The sequence below is a fragment of the Pseudomonas zanjanensis genome (assembly GCF_014268745.2).
Lineage (GTDB): Bacteria > Pseudomonadota > Gammaproteobacteria > Pseudomonadales > Pseudomonadaceae > Aquipseudomonas > Aquipseudomonas zanjanensis.
In genome coordinates this window covers 3,379,293-3,396,143 of sequence record NZ_JABWRB020000001.1, presented here as the reverse complement: position 1 = coordinate 3,396,143, position 16,851 = coordinate 3,379,293, and the positions used below count along the sequence as shown (strand labels likewise).

Below are 16,851 nucleotides of genomic sequence, written 5' to 3'. Positions count from 1 at the left end.
GCCGGACGCTACGAGTCTCTTCATGCAGCAGGGTTATCGGCAAGGCGTTTATTAGACGATTGTCGACAATGTTGATTTTTGTTTTGACGTTAAGGGCGCTATTGGTTAGTTTTTGCCGTATTGATTTTAAAGGTGTCGACAATATGCTCGATCAGCTCGAAACCCCGGTGGTCGCCCAGGATGACCCGGAGACCCTTTCCGAGAACGTCTTCCGGCGTATCCAGGCCGCTATCGTCAAGGGCGAGATCGCGCCTGGCAGCAAGATCTCCGAGCCCGAGCTGGCGCGCACCTACGGCATCAGCCGCGGCCCGCTGCGCGAGGCGATCCACCGCCTGGAAGGCCAGCGCCTGCTGGTGCGGGTGCCCCACGTCGGTGCCCGGGTGGTGTCGCTGAGTCATGCCGAGCTGCTGGAACTCTATGAAATCCGTGAGTCCCTCGAAGGCATGGCCTGCCGCCTGGCGGCCGAACGCATGACCCTGGAAGAAATCGACGAACTGCGCCGGGTCCTCGAGACCCACGAGCGCGATGCGGCGTTCCAGGCCGGGGTCGGTTACTACCAGCAGGAAGGCGATTTCGACTTTCATTACCGGATCATCCAGGGCAGCGGCAACCGCACCCTGACGCAGATGCTCTGCGGCGAGCTATACCAATTGGTGCGCATGTACCGCATCCAGTTCTCCACCACGCCCAACCGTCCGCGCCAGGCCTTTGCCGAGCACCATCGGATTCTCGACGCCATCGCCGACCGTGACGGCGAATTGGCTGAATTATTGATGCGCCGGCACATCGGCGCCTCCAAACGCAACATTGCGCGTCATTTCCAGGACAGCGCCGCCACTGAACGAGGTGAGTCATGAGCAACAGCACTCCAGGCCAGCGTTTCCGCGATGCGGTCGCCAGCGAGCATCCGCTGCAAGTGGTCGGCACGATCAACGCCAACCACGCGCTGCTGGCCAAGCGCGCCGGTTTCAAGGCGATCTACCTGTCGGGTGGCGGCGTCGCGGCCGGTTCCCTCGGCGTGCCGGACCTGGGCATCACCGGCCTGGATGACGTGCTGACCGATGTGCGTCGCATCACCGACGTGTGCGACCTGCCGCTGCTGGTGGACGTGGACACCGGTTTCGGCTCCTCGGCGTTCAACGTGGCGCGCACGGTCAAGTCGATGATCAAGTTCGGCGCCGCGGCGATCCATATCGAGGACCAGGTTGGCGCCAAGCGTTGCGGCCACCGTCCGAACAAGGAAATCGTCTCCCAGCAGGAGATGGTCGACCGCATCAAGGCCGCCGTCGACGCCCGTACCGATGACAGTTTCGTGATCATGGCCCGTACCGATGCCCTGGCGGTGGAAGGCTTGGAATCGGCCCTGGACCGCGCCGCCGCGTGCATCGAGGCCGGTGCCGACATGATTTTCCCCGAAGCCATCACCGAACTTGAAATGTACAAGCTGTTCGCCAGCCGCGTGAAAGCGCCGATCCTGGCCAACATCACCGAATTCGGCGCGACCCCGCTGTACACCACCGAACAGCTGGGCGGAGCCGACGTGTCCCTGGTGCTGTACCCGTTGTCGGCCTTCCGGGCCATGAACAAGGCGGCCGAGAACGTCTACACCGCGATTCGCCGCGACGGCACGCAACAGAATGTCATCGACACCATGCAGACCCGCATGGAGCTTTACGATCGCATCGACTACCACACCTTCGAGCAGAAGCTCGATGCGTTGTTCGCGGCGAAAAAATGAACAGATCGCAGCCTCGCTTCGCTCGACAGCTCCTCGTAGGAGCTGTGTAGGAGCTGTCGAGTGCAACGAGGCTGCGATCTTTCCCCCCAATCTCTACAAATCTAAAAAAATGGAGACAGCAAATGGCCGAAGCAAAAGTACTCAGTGGCGCCGGGCTCCGTGGCCAGGTGGCCGGGCAAACCGCCTTGTCCACTGTGGGCCAATCGGGCGCCGGCCTGACCTATCGCGGCTACGACGTTCGCGACCTGGCGGCAGATGCGCAATTTGAAGAAGTCGCCTACCTGCTGCTGTACGGCGAGCTGCCGACCCAGGCCCAGTTGGACGCCTACACCGGTAAACTGCGCCAGTTGCGCGATTTGCCCCAAGCCTTGAAAGAAGTGCTGGAGCGCATTCCCGCCGACGCCCACCCGATGGACGTGATGCGCACCGGTTGCTCGTTCCTGGGTAACCTGGAACCCGAGCAGGATTTCTCCCAGCAGCACGACAAGACCGATCGCCTGCTGGCCGCGTTCCCGGCGATCATGTGCTATTGGTATCGCTTCAGCCACCAAGGCCAGCGCATCGACTGCGTGACCGACGAAGTGTCCATCGGCGGGCACTTCCTGCACCTGCTGCACGGCAAGAAGCCGAGCGAGCTGCACGTCAAGGTGATGAATGTCTCGCTGATCCTCTACGCCGAGCACGAATTCAACGCTTCGACCTTCACCGCTCGGGTCTGCGCTTCCACGCTGTCGGACCTGTTCTCTTGCATCACCGCCGCCATCGGCTCGCTGCGGGGCCCGTTGCATGGCGGGGCCAACGAAGCGGCGATGGAAATGATCGAGCGCTTCAGCTCGCCGCAGGATGCTATCGAAGGCACCCTCGGCATGCTGGCGCGCAAGGACAAGATCATGGGCTTCGGCCACGCGATCTATAAGGACAACGACCCGCGCAACGAGGTGATCAAGGGCTGGTCGAAAAAACTCGCTGACGAAGTGGGCGATACGGTGCTATTCCCGGTTTCCGAAGCCATCGACAAGACCATGTGGGAGCAGAAAAAACTGTTCCCCAACGCCGATTTCTACCATGCCTCGGCGTACCACTTCATGGGCATCCCGACCAAGTTGTTTACGCCGATCTTCGTTTGCTCGCGCCTGACCGGCTGGGCCGCCCACGTGTTCGAACAACGCGCCAACAATCGCATCATCCGACCGAGCGCCGAATACACCGGCGTCGAACAGCGCAAGTTCGTGCCAATCGAACGACGCTGAGCTGGAGGGTTCTAGCCGCCGGAACTGAAGGAACCGAAAACCCCTTGTGGGAGCGGGCTTGCTCGCGAAGACGGACTGACATTCAACATTGATGTCGGCTGATACACCGCATTCGCGAGCAAGCCCGCTCCCACAGGGGAATGTGTTGACTTCAATGGTTGCGCCAACCCTTCTGAAACCACCGTGACCCGAGTCCTGACGATGAACACAGAATTTCGCAAACCGCTGCCCGGCACTTCGCTGGATTATTTCGACGTTCGCGGGGCAGTGGAGGCCATCCGCCCCGGCGCCTATGACGGCCTGCCGTATACCTCCCGCGTGCTGGCGGAAAACCTGGTGCGGCGCTGCGACCCGGCCACGCTGCGCGAGTCGCTGCTGCAACTGATCGAGCGCAAGCGCGACCTGGACTTCCCGTGGTTCCCGGCGCGCGTGGTGTGCCATGACATCCTCGGCCAGACCGCCCTGGTGGACCTCGCCGGTTTGCGTGACGCCATCGCCTTGCAGGGTGGCGACCCGGCGCAGGTCAACCCGGTGGTGCCGACGCAACTGATCGTCGACCATTCCCTGGCGGTGGAAAGCGGTGGTTCCGACCCGCAAGCCTTCGCCAAGAACCGCGCCATCGAAGACCGCCGCAACGAAGACCGCTTCCACTTCATCAACTGGACCAAGAAAGCCTTCAAGAACGTCGATGTGATTCCGCCGGGCAACGGGATCATGCACCAGATCAACCTGGAAAAAATGTCGCCAGTGATCCAGCAGCGTGACGGCGTGGCCTTTCCCGACACCTGCGTCGGCACCGACAGCCACACGCCCCACGTCGATGCCCTGGGCGTGATCGCCATCGGCGTCGGTGGCCTGGAAGCCGAAAGCGTCATGCTCGGTCGCGCCTCATGGATGCGCCTGCCGGAAATCGTCGGCGTCGAGCTGACCGGCAAGCTGCAACCGGGCATTACCGCCACCGACATGGTGCTGGCGCTGACCGAGTTCCTGCGCAAGCAGAAAGTCGTCGGGGCGTGGCTGGAGTTCTTCGGCGAAGGCGCCAGCGCCCTGACCTTGGGCGACCGCGCGACCATCTCCAACATGGCCCCGGAATACGGCGCCACGGCGGCGATGTTCCATATCGATCAACAGACGATCGATTACCTGAAGCTCACCGGCCGCGAAGACACCCAGGTGCAATTGGTGGAAACCTATGCCAAGCACGTGGGCCTGTGGGCCGATAGCCTCAAGGGCGCGCAATACGAGCGTGGCCTGACCTTCGACCTGTCGTCGGTGGTGCGCAACATGGCAGGTCCCAGCAACCCCCACGCCCGTGTCGCGGTGTCGGACCTGGCCGTCAAAGGCATTTCCGGCCAGTGGGACGATGTGCCCGGACAAATGCCTGACGGTGCGGTGATCATCGCCGCGATCACCAGTTGCACCAACACCAGCAATCCGCGCAACGTGATCGCCGCCGGCCTGCTGGCGCGCAACGCCAACCGCCTGGGCCTGGCCCGCAAGCCGTGGGTCAAGTCGTCCCTGGCGCCGGGTTCGAAAACCGTGGCGTTGTACCTGGATGAAGCCGGCCTGACGTCCGAACTCGAGAAGCTGGGCTTCGGCGTGGTGGCGTTCGCCTGCACCACCTGTAACGGCATGTCGGGTGCGTTGGACCCGGTGATCCAGCAGGAAATCATCGATCGCGACCTGTACGCCACCGCCGTGTTGTCGGGCAACCGCAACTTTGACGGGCGTATCCACCCGTACGCCAAGCAGGCGTTCCTGGCCTCGCCGCCGCTGGTGGTCGCGTATGCCATCGCCGGGACCATTCGTTTCGACATCGAGAAGGATGTGCTGGGCGTGGTGGACGGTCGGGAAATCCGCCTCAAGGACATCTGGCCGAGCGATGAAGAAATCGACGCCGTGGTCAAGGCGTCGGTGAAACCCGAGCAGTTCCGCCAGGTGTACATCCCGATGTTCGCTATCCAGGAAGACACCGGGCCGAAAGTGACGCCGCTGTACGAATGGCGTCCACAAAGCACCTACATCCGTCGCCCACCGTATTGGGAAGGCGCGCTGGCCGGTGCGCGACCGCTCAAGGGCATGCGTCCGCTGGCGGTGCTGCCGGACAACATCACCACTGATCACCTGTCGCCGTCCAACGCCATCATGCTGGACAGCGCCGCCGGTGAATACCTGGCGAAAATGGGCTTGCCGGAAGAGGACTTCAACTCCTACGCGACCCACCGCGGCGACCACCTGACCGCGCAGCGCGCCACTTTCGCCAACCCGAAACTGTTCAACGAAATGGTCGTTGAGGACGGTAAGGTCAAGCAGGGTTCCCTGGCCCGGGTCGAGCCGGAAGGCAAAGTCATGCGCATGTGGGAGGCCATCGAAACCTACATGGAGCGCAAGCAGCCGCTGATCATCATCGCCGGTGCCGACTATGGCCAGGGTTCGTCCCGGGACTGGGCGGCCAAGGGCGTGCGCCTGGCGGGTGTCGAGGCGATCGCGGCCGAAGGGTTCGAGCGCATCCACCGCACCAACCTGGTGGGCATGGGCGTGTTGCCGCTGGAGTTCAAACCCGGTACCGATCGCAAGACCCTGGGCATCGACGGCAGTGAAATCTATGACGTGATCGGCGAGCGCACCCCGCGGGCGACACTGACCCTGGTCATCACTCGCAAGGATGGCGAGCGCGTCGAGGTGCCTGTGACCTGCCGCCTCGATACCGCCGAAGAAGTGTCGATCTACGAAGCCGGGGGCGTGCTGCAACGTTTTGCCCAGGACTTCCTTGAGTCGGCGGTGGCCGTTTAAATCGCTTGGGTGGCCCTTTTCCGGCCACCCGTTTTTTCAGGAGTTGGAGCACCATGGCTCACTCGCCTCAAATCAAGATCCCCGCGACCTACATGCGTGGCGGCACCAGCAAAGGCGTGTTCTTCAGCCTGCAAGACCTGCCCGAAGCGGCCCGCGTCCCTGGCCCGGCCCGGGACGCACTGCTGCTGCGGGTGATCGGCAGCCCTGACCCGTACGAGAAGCAGATCGATGGCATGGGTGGCGCGACGTCCAGCACCAGCAAGACGGTGATCCTGTCCAAGAGCACCCGGGCCGACCACGATGTCGATTACCTGTTCGGCCAGGTGTCCATCGACAAGCCGTTCGTGGACTGGAGCGGCAACTGCGGCAACCTGTCGGCGGCGGTGGGGGCGTTTGCCATCGGCAGCGGTTTGGTGGATGCCAGCCGTATTCCGCACAACGGCGTGGCCGTGGTGCGGATCTGGCAGGCCAACATCGGCAAGACCATCATCGCCCATGTGCCGATCACCGAGGGCGCGGTGCAGGAAACCGGTGACTTCGAACTCGACGGCGTGACCTTTCCGGCGGCCGAAGTGCAGTTGGAATTCATGGACCCGGCGGCCGAGGAAGAGGGCGGTGGCGGCTCGATGTTCCCGACCGGCCATTTGGTGGATGATTTGGAAGTGCCCGGTGTCGGCACTTTGAAGGCGACGCTGATCAACGCCGGGATCCCGACGATTTTCATCAATGCTCGCGATGTGGGCTACGCCGGCACCGAGTTGCAAGGTGCTATCAATGGCGATCCCAAGGCGTTGGCGATGTTCGAAACCATCCGCGCCCACGGTGCCTTGCGCATGGGCTTGATCAAGCACCTGGACGAAGCCGCCCAGCGCCAGCACACACCGAAAGTGGCATTCGTCGCACCGCCGGCGGATTACCTTTCTTCCAGCGGCAAAGGCGTGGCGGCGGGTGAAGTTGATCTATTGGTACGGGCGCTGTCCATGGGCAAGCTGCACCACGCCATGATGGGCACGGCAGCGGTGGCCATCGGCACGGCCGCGGCGATTTCCGGCACTCTGGTGAATCTCGCGGCGGGGGGCATCGAGCGCAACGCCGTGCGCTTCGGTCATCCGTCCGGCACCTTGCGCGTCGGCGCCGAGGCCAGCCAGGTCAACGGCGAATGGACCGTGAAAAAAGCCATCATGAGCCGCAGTGCGCGGGTGTTGATGGAAGGGTTCGTGCGGGTGCCGGGGGATGCTTTCTAACTCAATACTTCAGGAATAACCAAAACCTGTGGGAGCGAGCCTGCTCGCGATGGCGGTGTATCAGTCGACGCCAATGTTGAATGTGCCGATCCTTTCGCGAGCAAGCCCGCTCCCACAGTGGATTTGTGGTGGACACAGAATCTTCGAACATCCACGATCAAACCTGTGGGAGCGAGCCTGCTCGCGAAAGCGGTGTATCAGTCGACGCCAATGTTGAATGTGCCGATCCTTTCGCGAGCAAGCCCGCTCCCACAGTGGATTTGTGGTGAACACAGAATCTTCGAACATCCACGATCAAACCTGTGGGAGCGAGCCTGCTCGCGAAAGCGGTGTATCAGTCGACGCCAATGTTGAATGTGCCGATCCTTTCGCGAGCAAGCCCGCTCCCACAGTGGATTTGTGGTGAACACAGAATCTTCGAACATCCACGATCAAACCTGTGGGAGCGAGCTTGCTCGCGAAAGCGGTGTGTCAGTCCACGCCAATGTTGAATGTGTCGACCTCATCGCGAGCAGGCTCGCTCCCACAGTGGATTTGTGGTGAACACAGAGTCTTCGAACATCCACGATCAAACCTGTGGGAGCGAGCCTGCTCGCGATGGCGGTGTATCAGTCGACGCCAATGTTGAATGTGCCGTCCCTTTCGCGAGCAAGCCCGCTCCCACAGTGGATTGGTGGTGAACACAGAATCTTCGAACATCCACGACAAACCTGTGGGAGCGGGCTTGCTCGCGAAAGCGGTGTGTCAGTCCACATCAATGTTGAATGCGCCGACCCCATCGCGAGCAGGCTCGCTCCCACAGGTTGATCGTATTTCTTCCGTCAGTTCGCCGTCAGTGCGGTGACCACCAGCCCAACATTGCTTTCCAGCTCGGCCACCGGATCGGGCCCGTCGGTGCTCAACACCAGCAGTTGGCTACCTCCTTCGGTAATGGCTGCCTTCAGCGCATCCGAGGGCTGGCGGTGATGCAGCACCAGCGCCACGTCGTTGTCTTTCAATGTCGCACTCAACTGCTTGAGGGCTTCGGCTGTCCACTCGGCGTCGGGCCGGGTGTCGGTGCTGATGGCGTCCAGGTTGAGTCCGCTGATCAGGTAGCCGAAATGCTCGCTCAGGCTGACCACGCTCAAGTTATCGGCGCTGGCGAGGCGTTTTTCGCTGTCGGCGCTGAGTTTGAGCAGGCGCTGCTTGAGGGCCGCCAGGTTGGCGTCGATTTTCGATTTGTCCGCCGGGGCCAGGCGCACCAGGTCGGCGGCGATCACGTCGGCCATGCGCCCCAGGTTATGGCTGGCCATCCATGGTTGGCTTGCCAGGCCGTCAGCCATGTCCGGTTGCACGGCGATACCGGGCAGGGCGCCGTCCACCGGGCGCGCGGCATCGACTTCGACGATGCGGATATTGCTGCGTCGGGCCATGGGGTACAGCGGATCGTCCGGCCACAGCGAGCGCAGGCCGATCACCCCGTCGGCATTGCTGGCCAGTTTGCTCAAGGCCGGTGCGCCCCGGCCGCTGAAGTAGGCGCTCTGGCGGGTGCCGGGCAGATTGTCGGGCGCGGCCCGCTCCAGGCTGACCTCGGTGCCCTTGAGCAAGGCCTCGCTCAACCCATAGGTGACCGGCAGCGATGCCAGCAGACGGACCTTTTCGTCGGCGAATGACGAGGTGACGGCCACGCCGCACAACGCGACGGCCAGGGTCAGTTGTCGCAATGAGAAAACCATTTATCCAAGATTCCCTTTGAGGCTGGGGACGACACCACGGGCGATGGCGCTCAGGGCGAAGGCGATGCCGGCCACCAGGATGATCGCGGCACCGGACGGGATCGGCAGGTCGAACACAATCGGCGCGAGGATCCCGCACAAGGTACTGACGGTGGCGATCAGCACCGAACACCAGAAAAAGCCTTTCAATGATTGGCTGAGCAAGCGCGCCGCCGCAGCGGGAATCACCAGCAACGCGCCCACCAGGATGGCGCCGATGACTTTCACCGCCGCCACGGTAATCAACGTCACCAGGACCACGAACAGGTAGTCCAGGGTCTTGACCGCCACCCCGCGTACCGCCGCCAATTGCGGGTTGAAGCTGGCGAGCATGATGCGGTTGTACAGCGGCAAGGCCAGGGCCATCACCAACGAGCCGACCACGGCCAGTACCAGCAGGTCGTTGCCATTGACCGTCAGCACCGAGCCGAACAGCACGTTTTCCAGGATGTGCACGTTGATCTTGCCCGCCAGGATCAGCAGCAGGCTGGCCCCCAGGGCCAGGGACACCGACAGGAACACGCCGATCAGCGTATCGGGCGCCAGGCCGGTGCGGTTGCGCAGGTAATTGAGCAGGATGCCGAACAACAGGCAGTAGCCGAACAGGCTACCGTAAGGCCCGGTGTAGGGTTCACCGAGCAGGATACCAATGGCCACGCCAGTCAGCGCCGCATGGCCCACCGCCTCGGAGAAAAACGCGAAGCGCTTGACCACCACCAGCGTGCCGAGGCCGCCCAGTACCGGGCCGATCAACAGCCCGGCCAGCAATGCATTGACCACGAAACCGTAGGCCAGCGCTTCAGGCAAGTAACCGGCCGATGCCCAGCCCTGGACCATCAAACGAAAGGCTTCATAACTCATCAGGCCGCGCTCCCGTTCGTGCGTGGATGGGTGGAAAACAGCGTCAGCAGCCGCTCCGGGGTCAGGGTCTGGCGTGGCGGGCCGTCGAACAGCACCCGGCGATTCAGTCCCGTGACGCGGTCGGCCAGGCGCCCGACGGCTTCCAGGTCATGTTCGATCCACAGCACGGTAATCCCGGCCTGGCGCCAGTCCTGCAGCAACCGTTCGAACACCTGGATGCCAGCTTCGTCCAGGGCTGACATCGGTTCATCCAGCACCAGCAGTTGTGGCGAGGGAATCAGCCCTTGGGCCAGCAATACCCGTTGCCGCTCGCCGCCGGACAGCGCGCCCATGCGCCGCTTGCGCTTGTCTTGCATGCCGACCCGCTCCAGGGCCTGGCCAATGGCGCCAGCGTAGTGCTTGCTCAAGCCAAGAAAAGCGGGGCGCCGCTGACACATGGCCGCCATGAAATCGTCCACCGTCATCGGCAGGCCCCGGTCGAATTCCAGCGCCTGGGGCACGTAGCCGATCACCCCGGGTTCGCCCGGCCATTGCAGACTCAAGCGGCCCTGGTGCGGCATCTGCCCCAACAAGGTCTTGATCAGCGAGCTCTTGCCGCCGCCATTAGGGCCGACCAGGGCATGAATGCTGCCGGGCTCCACCTGGAAGGCGACGTTGTCGAGAATGGTGGTGCGGCCCAGGTTCAGGCTGACCTCGGCGAACGCAATCAAGGGACCCGCGCGGTGCAGGGTGAGGGGTTCCTGGATAGTCATGCGCCGGACTCCTGGATCGCCCGGACCACGGTGTCGAGGTTGCCGGCCATTTCCTTTTCGTACTTCTCGGCACTGTAGTCGCCGTAGGAAATGTGCGAGAGCGGGTACAGCTTCACGCCCGATTCCCGCTGGATGGTGTCGACGTAGGTGGAAGGGAAATCCATCTCCGAGAAGATCACCTTCACGTCCAGCTCGCGCAATTGATCGATGGTTTTCTTCAATTGGCTGGGGCTCGGCTCGATGCCATGGGCCGGCTCGACCACGGCGGTCACTTCCAGGCCGAATTCGCGCAGCAGATAATCGTAGGCGGCATGCACCGTGGCGACCCGCAATTCGGCATTGGGGGCCTGGGTCAGTTTCGCCAGGGCGGCGGCGCGCATCTGCCGCAGGCGCTTGCCGTAGGCGCGGGCGTTCTGGATGTACGCCTTGGCATTGTCCGGGTCGAGCTTGCCCAACTCCCGGGCAATGTTATTGACCTGGGCGATAGAGGCGCTGATGGACAGGAAGGTGTGCGGGTTCACCACCTTGCCCGCGCCTCGGGCGGCGGTGCCGGTGGCGGCCAGCAGGGGCACGTTCTCGTTGGCCTCGATGACCTTCACGTTCGGGGTTTCGCTGGCGGCGATCATGCGGTCGGCGAAATCGTCGTGACCGACGCCGTTTAGCACGATCACGTCGAGGCCGCCGATACGCTTGATGTCTTCGGCCCGGGGCTCATAGGCGTGGGGGTTGAAACCGGCCGGGATCAGCGGCACGACCTCGGCCTTGTCGCCGACGATGTTGGCCACGTAGCTGTAATACGGGTGCAAGGTGATACCGATGCGCAGGCGCTTGGCTGTTTCGGCGCTCACCGGCGAGGTGAACAGGCAGGCCAGCAGGCCGATCAACAGCAGGCGCAGCAAGGGTCGGCGTTGGGATGCAATAGGCATGGGCAAACGGTCTTCTCTCGAATGAAGGCGTGGGGTCAGTGCCGGTGCTGGCGGGTTACGCCGGCATCGTATTGCGCGACGATCTGTCGCCAGCCAGCGGCGGACAACGCCGCGTCGTCCAGTATGGTGGGCGTCGCGAGGGCGGCTCCGCGGTTGAGCCAGATGTCCGGGGCGGCGTCGGACGCTTCGCCGATGCGCATCAGAAACGAACCGGCCACGGACGAATTGGCACTGGCGCCGAAGTAGGCCTGGTCCTGCAGTTGTTGCCAGGCATGGCCGCCGCGGCTGACGGAACTGGCGTCCTGGGCGAACGGCGCAAAGCCTTCCTCGGCCAGGGTTTGCGGGGCGGGCAGGGTATGTTGGTCTTCGCGCAGCAAGCGGATTTCATCCAGGGTCACCCGCAGGTCGGCATAGATACCTTGCTCGGCGGCGCTGAGATCGCGGCGGGCGTCGAGTTGGTTCGAGGCCAGGTGAGGGGCCTCTTCGGCTTTGCCATGCCACGCCACCACGGACCCGGCCACCAGCACGATGACCAGGCACAGCAACAACACATACAGGGTTTCATGACCCGCGCCGGCGGGACGGATGACTTGAGTCGTGGCGTTGCTCATGGGGCCTCGATGTCGGCTTGGTCGATTTCCACCACGTGGCCGGGGCCGGCGTCGAAGAGTACGTAGAATTCAGCGTTCGGTTTCTTGAAGGTCAGCTTCGAGTCGGCGCCGAGCTTGCCCGGGACGAGGATGGTTTCGTCATAACCGATCACGTCGAGGGTCACCCCCGGCGCACCGCTGCCGTCGGAAAAACCACCGGTGCATTGGATCTGCTCGGCGTCGATGGCCTTGCACTCGCACATCGGGTTGTGGGCCAGGACGCTGGTGCTTGCGCCCGCGCATAACAGCAGCGCCAGGCCCTTGGATAAGGCGCGAAGGGTCATGGTTTGGCTCCTTGATTCTTCAGCCAGGCAACAGTGGCCGGGGAGGCCTGGCTCAGGGGGATGGAAGCCTGATGCATCGAACCGTCCCAACCCTCAAGGGTTATCCACAGTTCGGCGTCGGGCTGGGTCTTTGCCGGGACTGGCAACAAGGCACCCATACGGTAGGGCGAGCCGAAGAAAATCACCCCGGCGGCCCTAAGGCTGCGAGGTTTGCCGATGCGCAGGTAGGTGGCCTTGACCTGGCCGATACAGCTTTGGCACAGGGCCGCGTTGAAGTGTTTCATGGGCCCGGCAGGCCCTTGGACGCGTGGGGCTTCGTTACGAAATTCCGCCAGGCGCAGGCTCCAGGGGCCGACCTGGACTTCGCCGACTTCCCGCTCGCCCAGCCCGGCATCACCGCGGAACAGCGCGGCTTCGGAGAGGTATTTGGGCATGAACCCCAGGGGGATCAGCAGCAACAGCACGTTGAGGTGGAAGCGCCATTTATGCCAGAACAGGCTCAGGCGCGACGGTGATGAAGCGGCATTGGATGGGTTCACAGGCTGCCCTCCGACGATTCGCGGTGGACGGACGGCTGCAATGCCTGCGTGAGGCGGGCGCCACGGGTAGATTTCTGGCTACGCTTGAAGGCATTGGCGGTGGCCAGGGCCGTGCGTTTGGTCCAGATCAGCAGCCCGCTGAGGACCATCATGCTCATGATCAAACCGAAGAAAAACCAAATGAGCTTGATCCAGAGGCCGCCAAAATCCCCGGTGTGCAAGGGCCGCATGGATTCGGTGACGAACTCCAGGGGCGTGCGATCGGACAGCAGCCGCGAGGCGGCCACGTCACCGTTGTAGGGGTTGATGGTGGCAGTCTGGAACATCAGCGGATACCAGCCGCGGCCGCCGATTTCCAGATGGCTGTAGGCATTGGCGGGCAGGCTGATGAAACTTGCTTCCAGTCCCGGGATGCGTTGCTGGGCGATCTCGATGGCTCGGTCCAGGTTCAACAGCGGGGGTGGCAGGCCGTCGACGGATAACGGCACGTTTTCACGGGCCACTACCGGGATGACCGGTTCGCTGGAAATGGAGATCTGGTTGTCGCCCAGCAAGGCCTGGATCAGGAACCAGGTGCCGGTGACGGAGATGACCGCGATGAACCAGATCGACCAGATCCCGCTGAGCCGGTGGAAATCACCCCAGAAAATCCGCGCGCCATGGCGAATTCGCAGGGTCGGACGCAAGAAGCCTTTCCAGAAACGCTTGTAGACCACCAGCCCGGTCACCAGGGACGCGAGCAACGGCAGGCCCAGGAACGACACCAGGTACCAGCCCCAGCTGTAGCCGTTGGTGAACGGCACCAGCCACCAGCCATGCAGGGCGCGGGTGAAGGCCTGGAAGTTGAACGTCGGCGCCGAGCCCTGGATGGCGCCGCTGTACGGGTTGACGTAGACCGTGTCGGGACGTCCGTCAGGGTAGGTCACGCCGACTTCCAGGGCAAAATGCGACTCGTCCGGGCGAATGATTCTTTGCACCTGGGTTTGCGGCTGGGCCTGCTTGATCGCGCTGATGATCTGGTCGTAGCTGAGCAGCGCGGCATCGTCCGAAGGCTTGCTGGCGCGCATCTCAGGGTTGACGAGCCAGACGATCTCCTGGCTGACCACCGCCAGGGTGCCGGTGACGCAGACAATGAGCACGAAGAACCAGATGGGCAATGCCAGCCAGCTATGGACCAGGAACCAGAGTTTGGAGCGGGATTTCTTCGACATGATTGAGCGTCTTGATTCGATGAAAGGTTCCGTATTACGGGCTTCGTAACACCAGTGAACCCAAAAAGCAGGCCGTGGCTTTTGCCGACGCGGCCTGCTGCATCTAATTAAGACGAACGAGCGATCCCAATCCTGAAGGGAAAGATGAAAGAAAATGTTTCGTGTTTAGTTTTAGTGCCTCTGTGGTCAGGAACTGAGCCCCCTGGCCACGGACGGTCAGCCTTGTTGAAACATCTCCCTGGCCCGTTGCTCGATCTGTTCCTGGCTCAGATCCTCTTTGTGTGTCGCCAGGAACCATAGATGCCCATAGGGATCCTTCAAAGTGCCGGTGCGATCCCCATAGAACTGGTCCTTGACCTCGGAAATCACCGTGCCGCCCGCGGCAATGGCCTGGGCGAATGCGCTGTCCACATCTTCGACATAGAGATGCAGACCGACCGATGGCGATGTGTCCGGGTTACTCAGCGGGCCTTGATCGCAAGGCGTGCCGAGCATGATCGGATACCCGTTGATCCGCAGTTCGGCATGCCCGATGCCGCCATCGGGCATGGCCAAGCGCATGACCTCGGTGGCATTGAAGGCTTTTTTATAGAAATCGATGGCTTCGGCGGCTTTTTGAATGCCCAGGTAGGGCGTGATGTTATGGAAACCTTGGGGAATAGCGTTGACGCCCATGACGTTTCTCCTTTTGTTATGGGAGGCGAAGAGAGTCTTCGTCGATTTGCGCCCCTCCACTATAGGCCTGCGAGCCTGGGTGGGCGTGGAGCCCGACGAACGCTTCAGGGCTATTCCAGCAGATGAGCTCCCGGCCCCTGCTGGCCCAGCACATCGCCCTGATTGCGCAGCGGACACGCTTCCATCGACAGGCATCCGCAGCCAATGCAGCCGTTGAGTCGATCACGCAGCGCCATCAATTGGCTGATGCGCTCGTCCAGGTCCTGGCTCCACTGCGCCGACAAGGTCTGCCAGTCGGCGGCCGTTGGGGCACGGTTGTCCGGCAGTTTTTTCAACGCCTCGCCGATCTCCGCCAAGGGAATGCCCAGGCGCTGGGCGACCTTGATCAGTGCCACGCGGCGCAATACCGCCCGTGGATAACGACGTTGGTTGCCCTGATTGCGCGTGCTTTTGATCAGTCCCTTGGATTCGTAGAAGTGCAGGGCAGTCACCGCCACGCCGCTGCGGGCGGCCACTTGGCCAACGGTGAGTTCCTTGTGGACATCGATTTGCGCCATCGCCTCAATTCACTGCTTGACCTTGACTTAACTAGAGGTTTTACCCTGCACGCCTTCGGATCGCAAGATCCGCCTGACCTGCATAGGGGACCTTTCATGCAATCGCCAAGGAACAATCGCAGTTTCACCCAGCTGATGGAATTCGACATCGAACCTCAATGGCAGCAGGCGCTGGTCACGGCCTTGTCGGAACAGACCGAGCGCCTGGCCCGGGACCACCAGGGTTTCCTGAGTGCGAGTATCCAGGCCAGCGAGGATGGTCGGCGCGTGCTCAACTATTTGCAGTGGCAAACCCGCGAGGCCGGCGAGGCGGCGCTTCGAAGCTTCGAAAGTGGCGACTCGGGTTTCTGGCGGCTGATCCAGGTTCATCGAGCCAAAGCCGTCACATTCGGCTCGTTCCAGGTGCTACGCAACATTGAGCGCAGCCTGGACAACGCGCTGCATTGCCAGTTGGTCGATTAAGCGCAACGGCTGATCCAAGTAGGCAATACCCACTATCGAGAGGGTTGATTTCTGCAGCGCAAGGCCGGCGGGTAGCCTTTGTTCATCGCCCAACTCCAGAACACCGGACACCTGCCATGAACCGTACCTTAGCTGTTTTGCTGCTGTTGACCGCCACCCTCTTGGGCGGCTGCGCCAGCTCCTCCCCGGAGCTGCGCCCCTACACCGCCGACGAGACTCGCGAGCTGGCCCTTGAAGCCTTGAATCGCCGAGGCCTTTCGTTCGAGGAGTACCACGCAAAGAAAGCCGAGCTGCTCGGCTCGTCACAGAAAAACGTGGGGTTCGACGATCAAGGCCAGATGAGCGCCGAGCAGGTCGTGCAACAGCCAGGTCGGTCAAGCTAAGGGACTGTACCGCTCAAAGTTTTGCCTAACTGTCCGTGGGTTTGGGCCAGGACGTGGGGTAGGGTCGTGACTTGACTGACCGCCCCTGATGGACTGACCTGACATGACCCTTTCGCTTGACCTGCTGCTGGGCTTCGCCCTGTTTGCCCTGGTGACTTCGATCACGCCCGGCCCTAACAACACCATGTTGTTGGCCTCGGGTGTCAATTTCGGTTTCAACCGCACCATTCCGCACATGCTGGGCATTACCTGCGGCTTCTTTTCCCTGGTGCTGGCGGTAGGCCTTGGCCTGGGTGCGGTGTTCCAGACTTATCCACTGCTCTATACCGTGCTGCGCTACATCGGTGCCGCATACCTGTTGTACCTGGCGTGGAAAATTGCCCACTCCGGTCCGGTTTCGGACAGCCAGCCGGGGAACGATACGCCGATCAGCTATTGGGGCGCCGCGGCGTTCCAATGGGTCAATCCCAAGGCCTGGATCATGGCCATCGGTGCCATCAGCACCTACACGCCACTCCAAGGCTACTTCTTCAATGTGCTGGTGATTGCGGCGGTGTTTGCCTTGATCAACCTGCCAAGCGTGAGCCTGTGGGTGGTGTGCGGCAGCCTGTTGCGCAACCTGTTGCGGGACCGTCGCTGGCTGCGCGTGTTCAACTGGGGCATGGCGCTGTTGCTGGTCGCTTCGATGTATCCGTTGTTGCTCGAAAGCATCAGTTGAGGGCTGAGCTTCGACGCGATGCCTGCTAAGCTCGCTGTTCAGGAGCGTTCCTAC

Annotated in this window: 18 protein-coding genes; 8 read left to right on the top strand and 10 right to left on the bottom strand. The window is 62.3% G+C overall.

Going from position 1 to position 16,851, the window contains the following annotated elements:
- Positions 1-143: 143 nt before the first annotated feature.
- From HU715_RS14300 to prpF, 5 genes are all read left to right on the top strand, one after another.
- Complete coding sequence (locus tag HU715_RS14300; RefSeq protein WP_186709670.1) at positions 144-857, top strand: GntR family transcriptional regulator; 714 nt, start codon at positions 144-146, stop codon at positions 855-857.
- The gene (gene prpB / locus HU715_RS14295; RefSeq protein ID WP_186709668.1) at positions 854-1,738 is read left to right on the top strand and encodes a methylisocitrate lyase; all 885 of its coding nucleotides are present in this window, start codon (positions 854-856) and stop codon (positions 1,736-1,738) included. Before HU715_RS14300 ends, prpB begins: the two co-directional genes overlap by 4 nt.
- Positions 1,739-1,860: 122 nt before the next feature.
- Positions 1,861-2,988, top strand: coding sequence for a bifunctional 2-methylcitrate synthase/citrate synthase (prpC, locus tag HU715_RS14290; protein WP_186709666.1), 1,128 nt, complete (start codon positions 1,861-1,863; stop codon positions 2,986-2,988).
- 201 nt (positions 2,989-3,189) lie between these two features.
- Positions 3,190-5,781, top strand: coding sequence for a Fe/S-dependent 2-methylisocitrate dehydratase AcnD (gene acnD, locus HU715_RS14285; protein WP_186709664.1), 2,592 nt, complete (start codon positions 3,190-3,192; stop codon positions 5,779-5,781).
- A 53-nt stretch (positions 5,782-5,834) separates the two neighbouring features.
- Positions 5,835-7,025, top strand: coding sequence for a 2-methylaconitate cis-trans isomerase PrpF (gene prpF, locus HU715_RS14280; protein WP_186709662.1), 1,191 nt, complete (start codon positions 5,835-5,837; stop codon positions 7,023-7,025).
- 821 nt (positions 7,026-7,846) lie between these two features.
- Here the strand turns inward: prpF and HU715_RS14275 are convergent.
- From HU715_RS14275 to soxR, 10 genes are all read right to left on the bottom strand, one after another.
- A complete protein-coding gene (locus HU715_RS14275; RefSeq protein WP_186709660.1) occupies positions 7,847-8,740 on the bottom strand; it encodes a metal ABC transporter substrate-binding protein in 894 nt (297 codons plus the stop codon).
- The gene (locus HU715_RS14270; RefSeq protein WP_014339414.1) at positions 8,741-9,640 is read right to left on the bottom strand and encodes a metal ABC transporter permease; all 900 of its coding nucleotides are present in this window, start codon (positions 9,638-9,640) and stop codon (positions 8,741-8,743) included. It abuts the gene before it with no gap.
- The gene (locus tag HU715_RS14265; protein ID WP_186709655.1) at positions 9,640-10,392 is read right to left on the bottom strand and encodes a metal ABC transporter ATP-binding protein; all 753 of its coding nucleotides are present in this window, start codon (positions 10,390-10,392) and stop codon (positions 9,640-9,642) included. The genes HU715_RS14270 and HU715_RS14265 overlap by 1 nt, the downstream gene beginning before the upstream one ends.
- A complete protein-coding gene (locus HU715_RS14260) occupies positions 10,389-11,318 on the bottom strand; it encodes a metal ABC transporter solute-binding protein, Zn/Mn family (RefSeq protein ID WP_186709654.1) in 930 nt (309 codons plus the stop codon). The genes HU715_RS14265 and HU715_RS14260 overlap by 4 nt, the downstream gene beginning before the upstream one ends.
- Positions 11,319-11,353: 35 nt before the next feature.
- Entirely contained in the window at positions 11,354-11,929 is a 576-nt protein-coding gene (locus HU715_RS14255) for a DUF6162 family protein (RefSeq protein ID WP_186709648.1), read from the bottom strand.
- On the bottom strand, positions 11,926-12,252 hold the full coding sequence (locus tag HU715_RS14250) for a hypothetical protein (protein ID WP_186709646.1): 327 nt from the start codon (positions 12,250-12,252) through the stop codon (positions 11,926-11,928). Before HU715_RS14250 ends, HU715_RS14255 begins: the two co-directional genes overlap by 4 nt.
- Positions 12,249-12,791 carry a PA2404 family protein gene (locus HU715_RS14245; RefSeq protein ID WP_186709644.1) on the bottom strand — a complete coding sequence of 181 codons (543 nt, stop codon included), beginning with the start codon at positions 12,789-12,791 and terminating at the stop codon, positions 12,249-12,251. The genes HU715_RS14250 and HU715_RS14245 overlap by 4 nt, the downstream gene beginning before the upstream one ends.
- On the bottom strand, positions 12,788-14,002 hold the full coding sequence (locus HU715_RS14240) for a PepSY-associated TM helix domain-containing protein (protein ID WP_186709642.1): 1,215 nt from the start codon (positions 14,000-14,002) through the stop codon (positions 12,788-12,790). Before HU715_RS14240 ends, HU715_RS14245 begins: the two co-directional genes overlap by 4 nt.
- A 216-nt stretch (positions 14,003-14,218) precedes the next feature.
- On the bottom strand, positions 14,219-14,677 hold the full coding sequence (locus tag HU715_RS14235) for a VOC family protein (RefSeq protein WP_186709640.1): 459 nt from the start codon (positions 14,675-14,677) through the stop codon (positions 14,219-14,221).
- 110 nt (positions 14,678-14,787) lie between these two features.
- On the bottom strand, positions 14,788-15,234 hold the full coding sequence (gene soxR, locus HU715_RS14230; RefSeq protein WP_186709638.1) for a redox-sensitive transcriptional activator SoxR: 447 nt from the start codon (positions 15,232-15,234) through the stop codon (positions 14,788-14,790).
- A gap of 96 nt (positions 15,235-15,330) precedes the next feature.
- On the opposite strand from soxR, the gene HU715_RS14225 reads away from it, so the two are divergent.
- From HU715_RS14225 to HU715_RS14215, 3 genes are all read left to right on the top strand, one after another.
- Positions 15,331-15,696 carry an antibiotic biosynthesis monooxygenase gene (locus HU715_RS14225; RefSeq protein ID WP_186709636.1) on the top strand — a complete coding sequence of 122 codons (366 nt, stop codon included), beginning with the start codon at positions 15,331-15,333 and terminating at the stop codon, positions 15,694-15,696.
- Between the two features lie 116 nt (positions 15,697-15,812).
- A complete protein-coding gene (locus tag HU715_RS14220; RefSeq protein ID WP_122568696.1) occupies positions 15,813-16,079 on the top strand; it encodes a hypothetical protein in 267 nt (88 codons plus the stop codon).
- 103 nt (positions 16,080-16,182) lie between these two features.
- On the top strand, positions 16,183-16,797 hold the full coding sequence (locus tag HU715_RS14215) for a LysE family translocator (RefSeq protein ID WP_186709633.1): 615 nt from the start codon (positions 16,183-16,185) through the stop codon (positions 16,795-16,797).
- Positions 16,798-16,851 lie beyond the last annotated feature (54 nt).

Coding starts and splice junctions, on each gene's coding strand:
- HU715_RS14300 (WP_186709670.1), top strand. CDS start 144: ATGCTCGATCAGCTCGAAACCCCGGTGGTCGCCCAGGATGACCCGGAG.
- prpB (WP_186709668.1), top strand. CDS start 854: ATGAGCAACAGCACTCCAGGCCAGCGTTTCCGCGATGCGGTCGCCAGC.
- prpC (WP_186709666.1), top strand. CDS start 1,861: ATGGCCGAAGCAAAAGTACTCAGTGGCGCCGGGCTCCGTGGCCAGGTG.
- acnD (WP_186709664.1), top strand. CDS start 3,190: ATGAACACAGAATTTCGCAAACCGCTGCCCGGCACTTCGCTGGATTAT.
- prpF (WP_186709662.1), top strand. CDS start 5,835: ATGGCTCACTCGCCTCAAATCAAGATCCCCGCGACCTACATGCGTGGC.
- HU715_RS14275 (WP_186709660.1), bottom strand. CDS start 8,740: ATGGTTTTCTCATTGCGACAACTGACCCTGGCCGTCGCGTTGTGCGGC.
- HU715_RS14270 (WP_014339414.1), bottom strand. CDS start 9,640: ATGAGTTATGAAGCCTTTCGTTTGATGGTCCAGGGCTGGGCATCGGCC.
- HU715_RS14265 (WP_186709655.1), bottom strand. CDS start 10,392: ATGACTATCCAGGAACCCCTCACCCTGCACCGCGCGGGTCCCTTGATT.
- HU715_RS14260 (WP_186709654.1), bottom strand. CDS start 11,318: ATGCCTATTGCATCCCAACGCCGACCCTTGCTGCGCCTGCTGTTGATC.
- HU715_RS14255 (WP_186709648.1), bottom strand. CDS start 11,929: ATGAGCAACGCCACGACTCAAGTCATCCGTCCCGCCGGCGCGGGTCAT.
- HU715_RS14250 (WP_186709646.1), bottom strand. CDS start 12,252: ATGACCCTTCGCGCCTTATCCAAGGGCCTGGCGCTGCTGTTATGCGCG.
- HU715_RS14240 (WP_186709642.1), bottom strand. CDS start 14,002: ATGTCGAAGAAATCCCGCTCCAAACTCTGGTTCCTGGTCCATAGCTGG.
- HU715_RS14235 (WP_186709640.1), bottom strand. CDS start 14,677: ATGGGCGTCAACGCTATTCCCCAAGGTTTCCATAACATCACGCCCTAC.
- soxR (WP_186709638.1), bottom strand. CDS start 15,234: ATGGCGCAAATCGATGTCCACAAGGAACTCACCGTTGGCCAAGTGGCC.
- HU715_RS14225 (WP_186709636.1), top strand. CDS start 15,331: ATGCAATCGCCAAGGAACAATCGCAGTTTCACCCAGCTGATGGAATTC.
- HU715_RS14220 (WP_122568696.1), top strand. CDS start 15,813: ATGAACCGTACCTTAGCTGTTTTGCTGCTGTTGACCGCCACCCTCTTG.
- HU715_RS14215 (WP_186709633.1), top strand. CDS start 16,183: ATGACCCTTTCGCTTGACCTGCTGCTGGGCTTCGCCCTGTTTGCCCTG.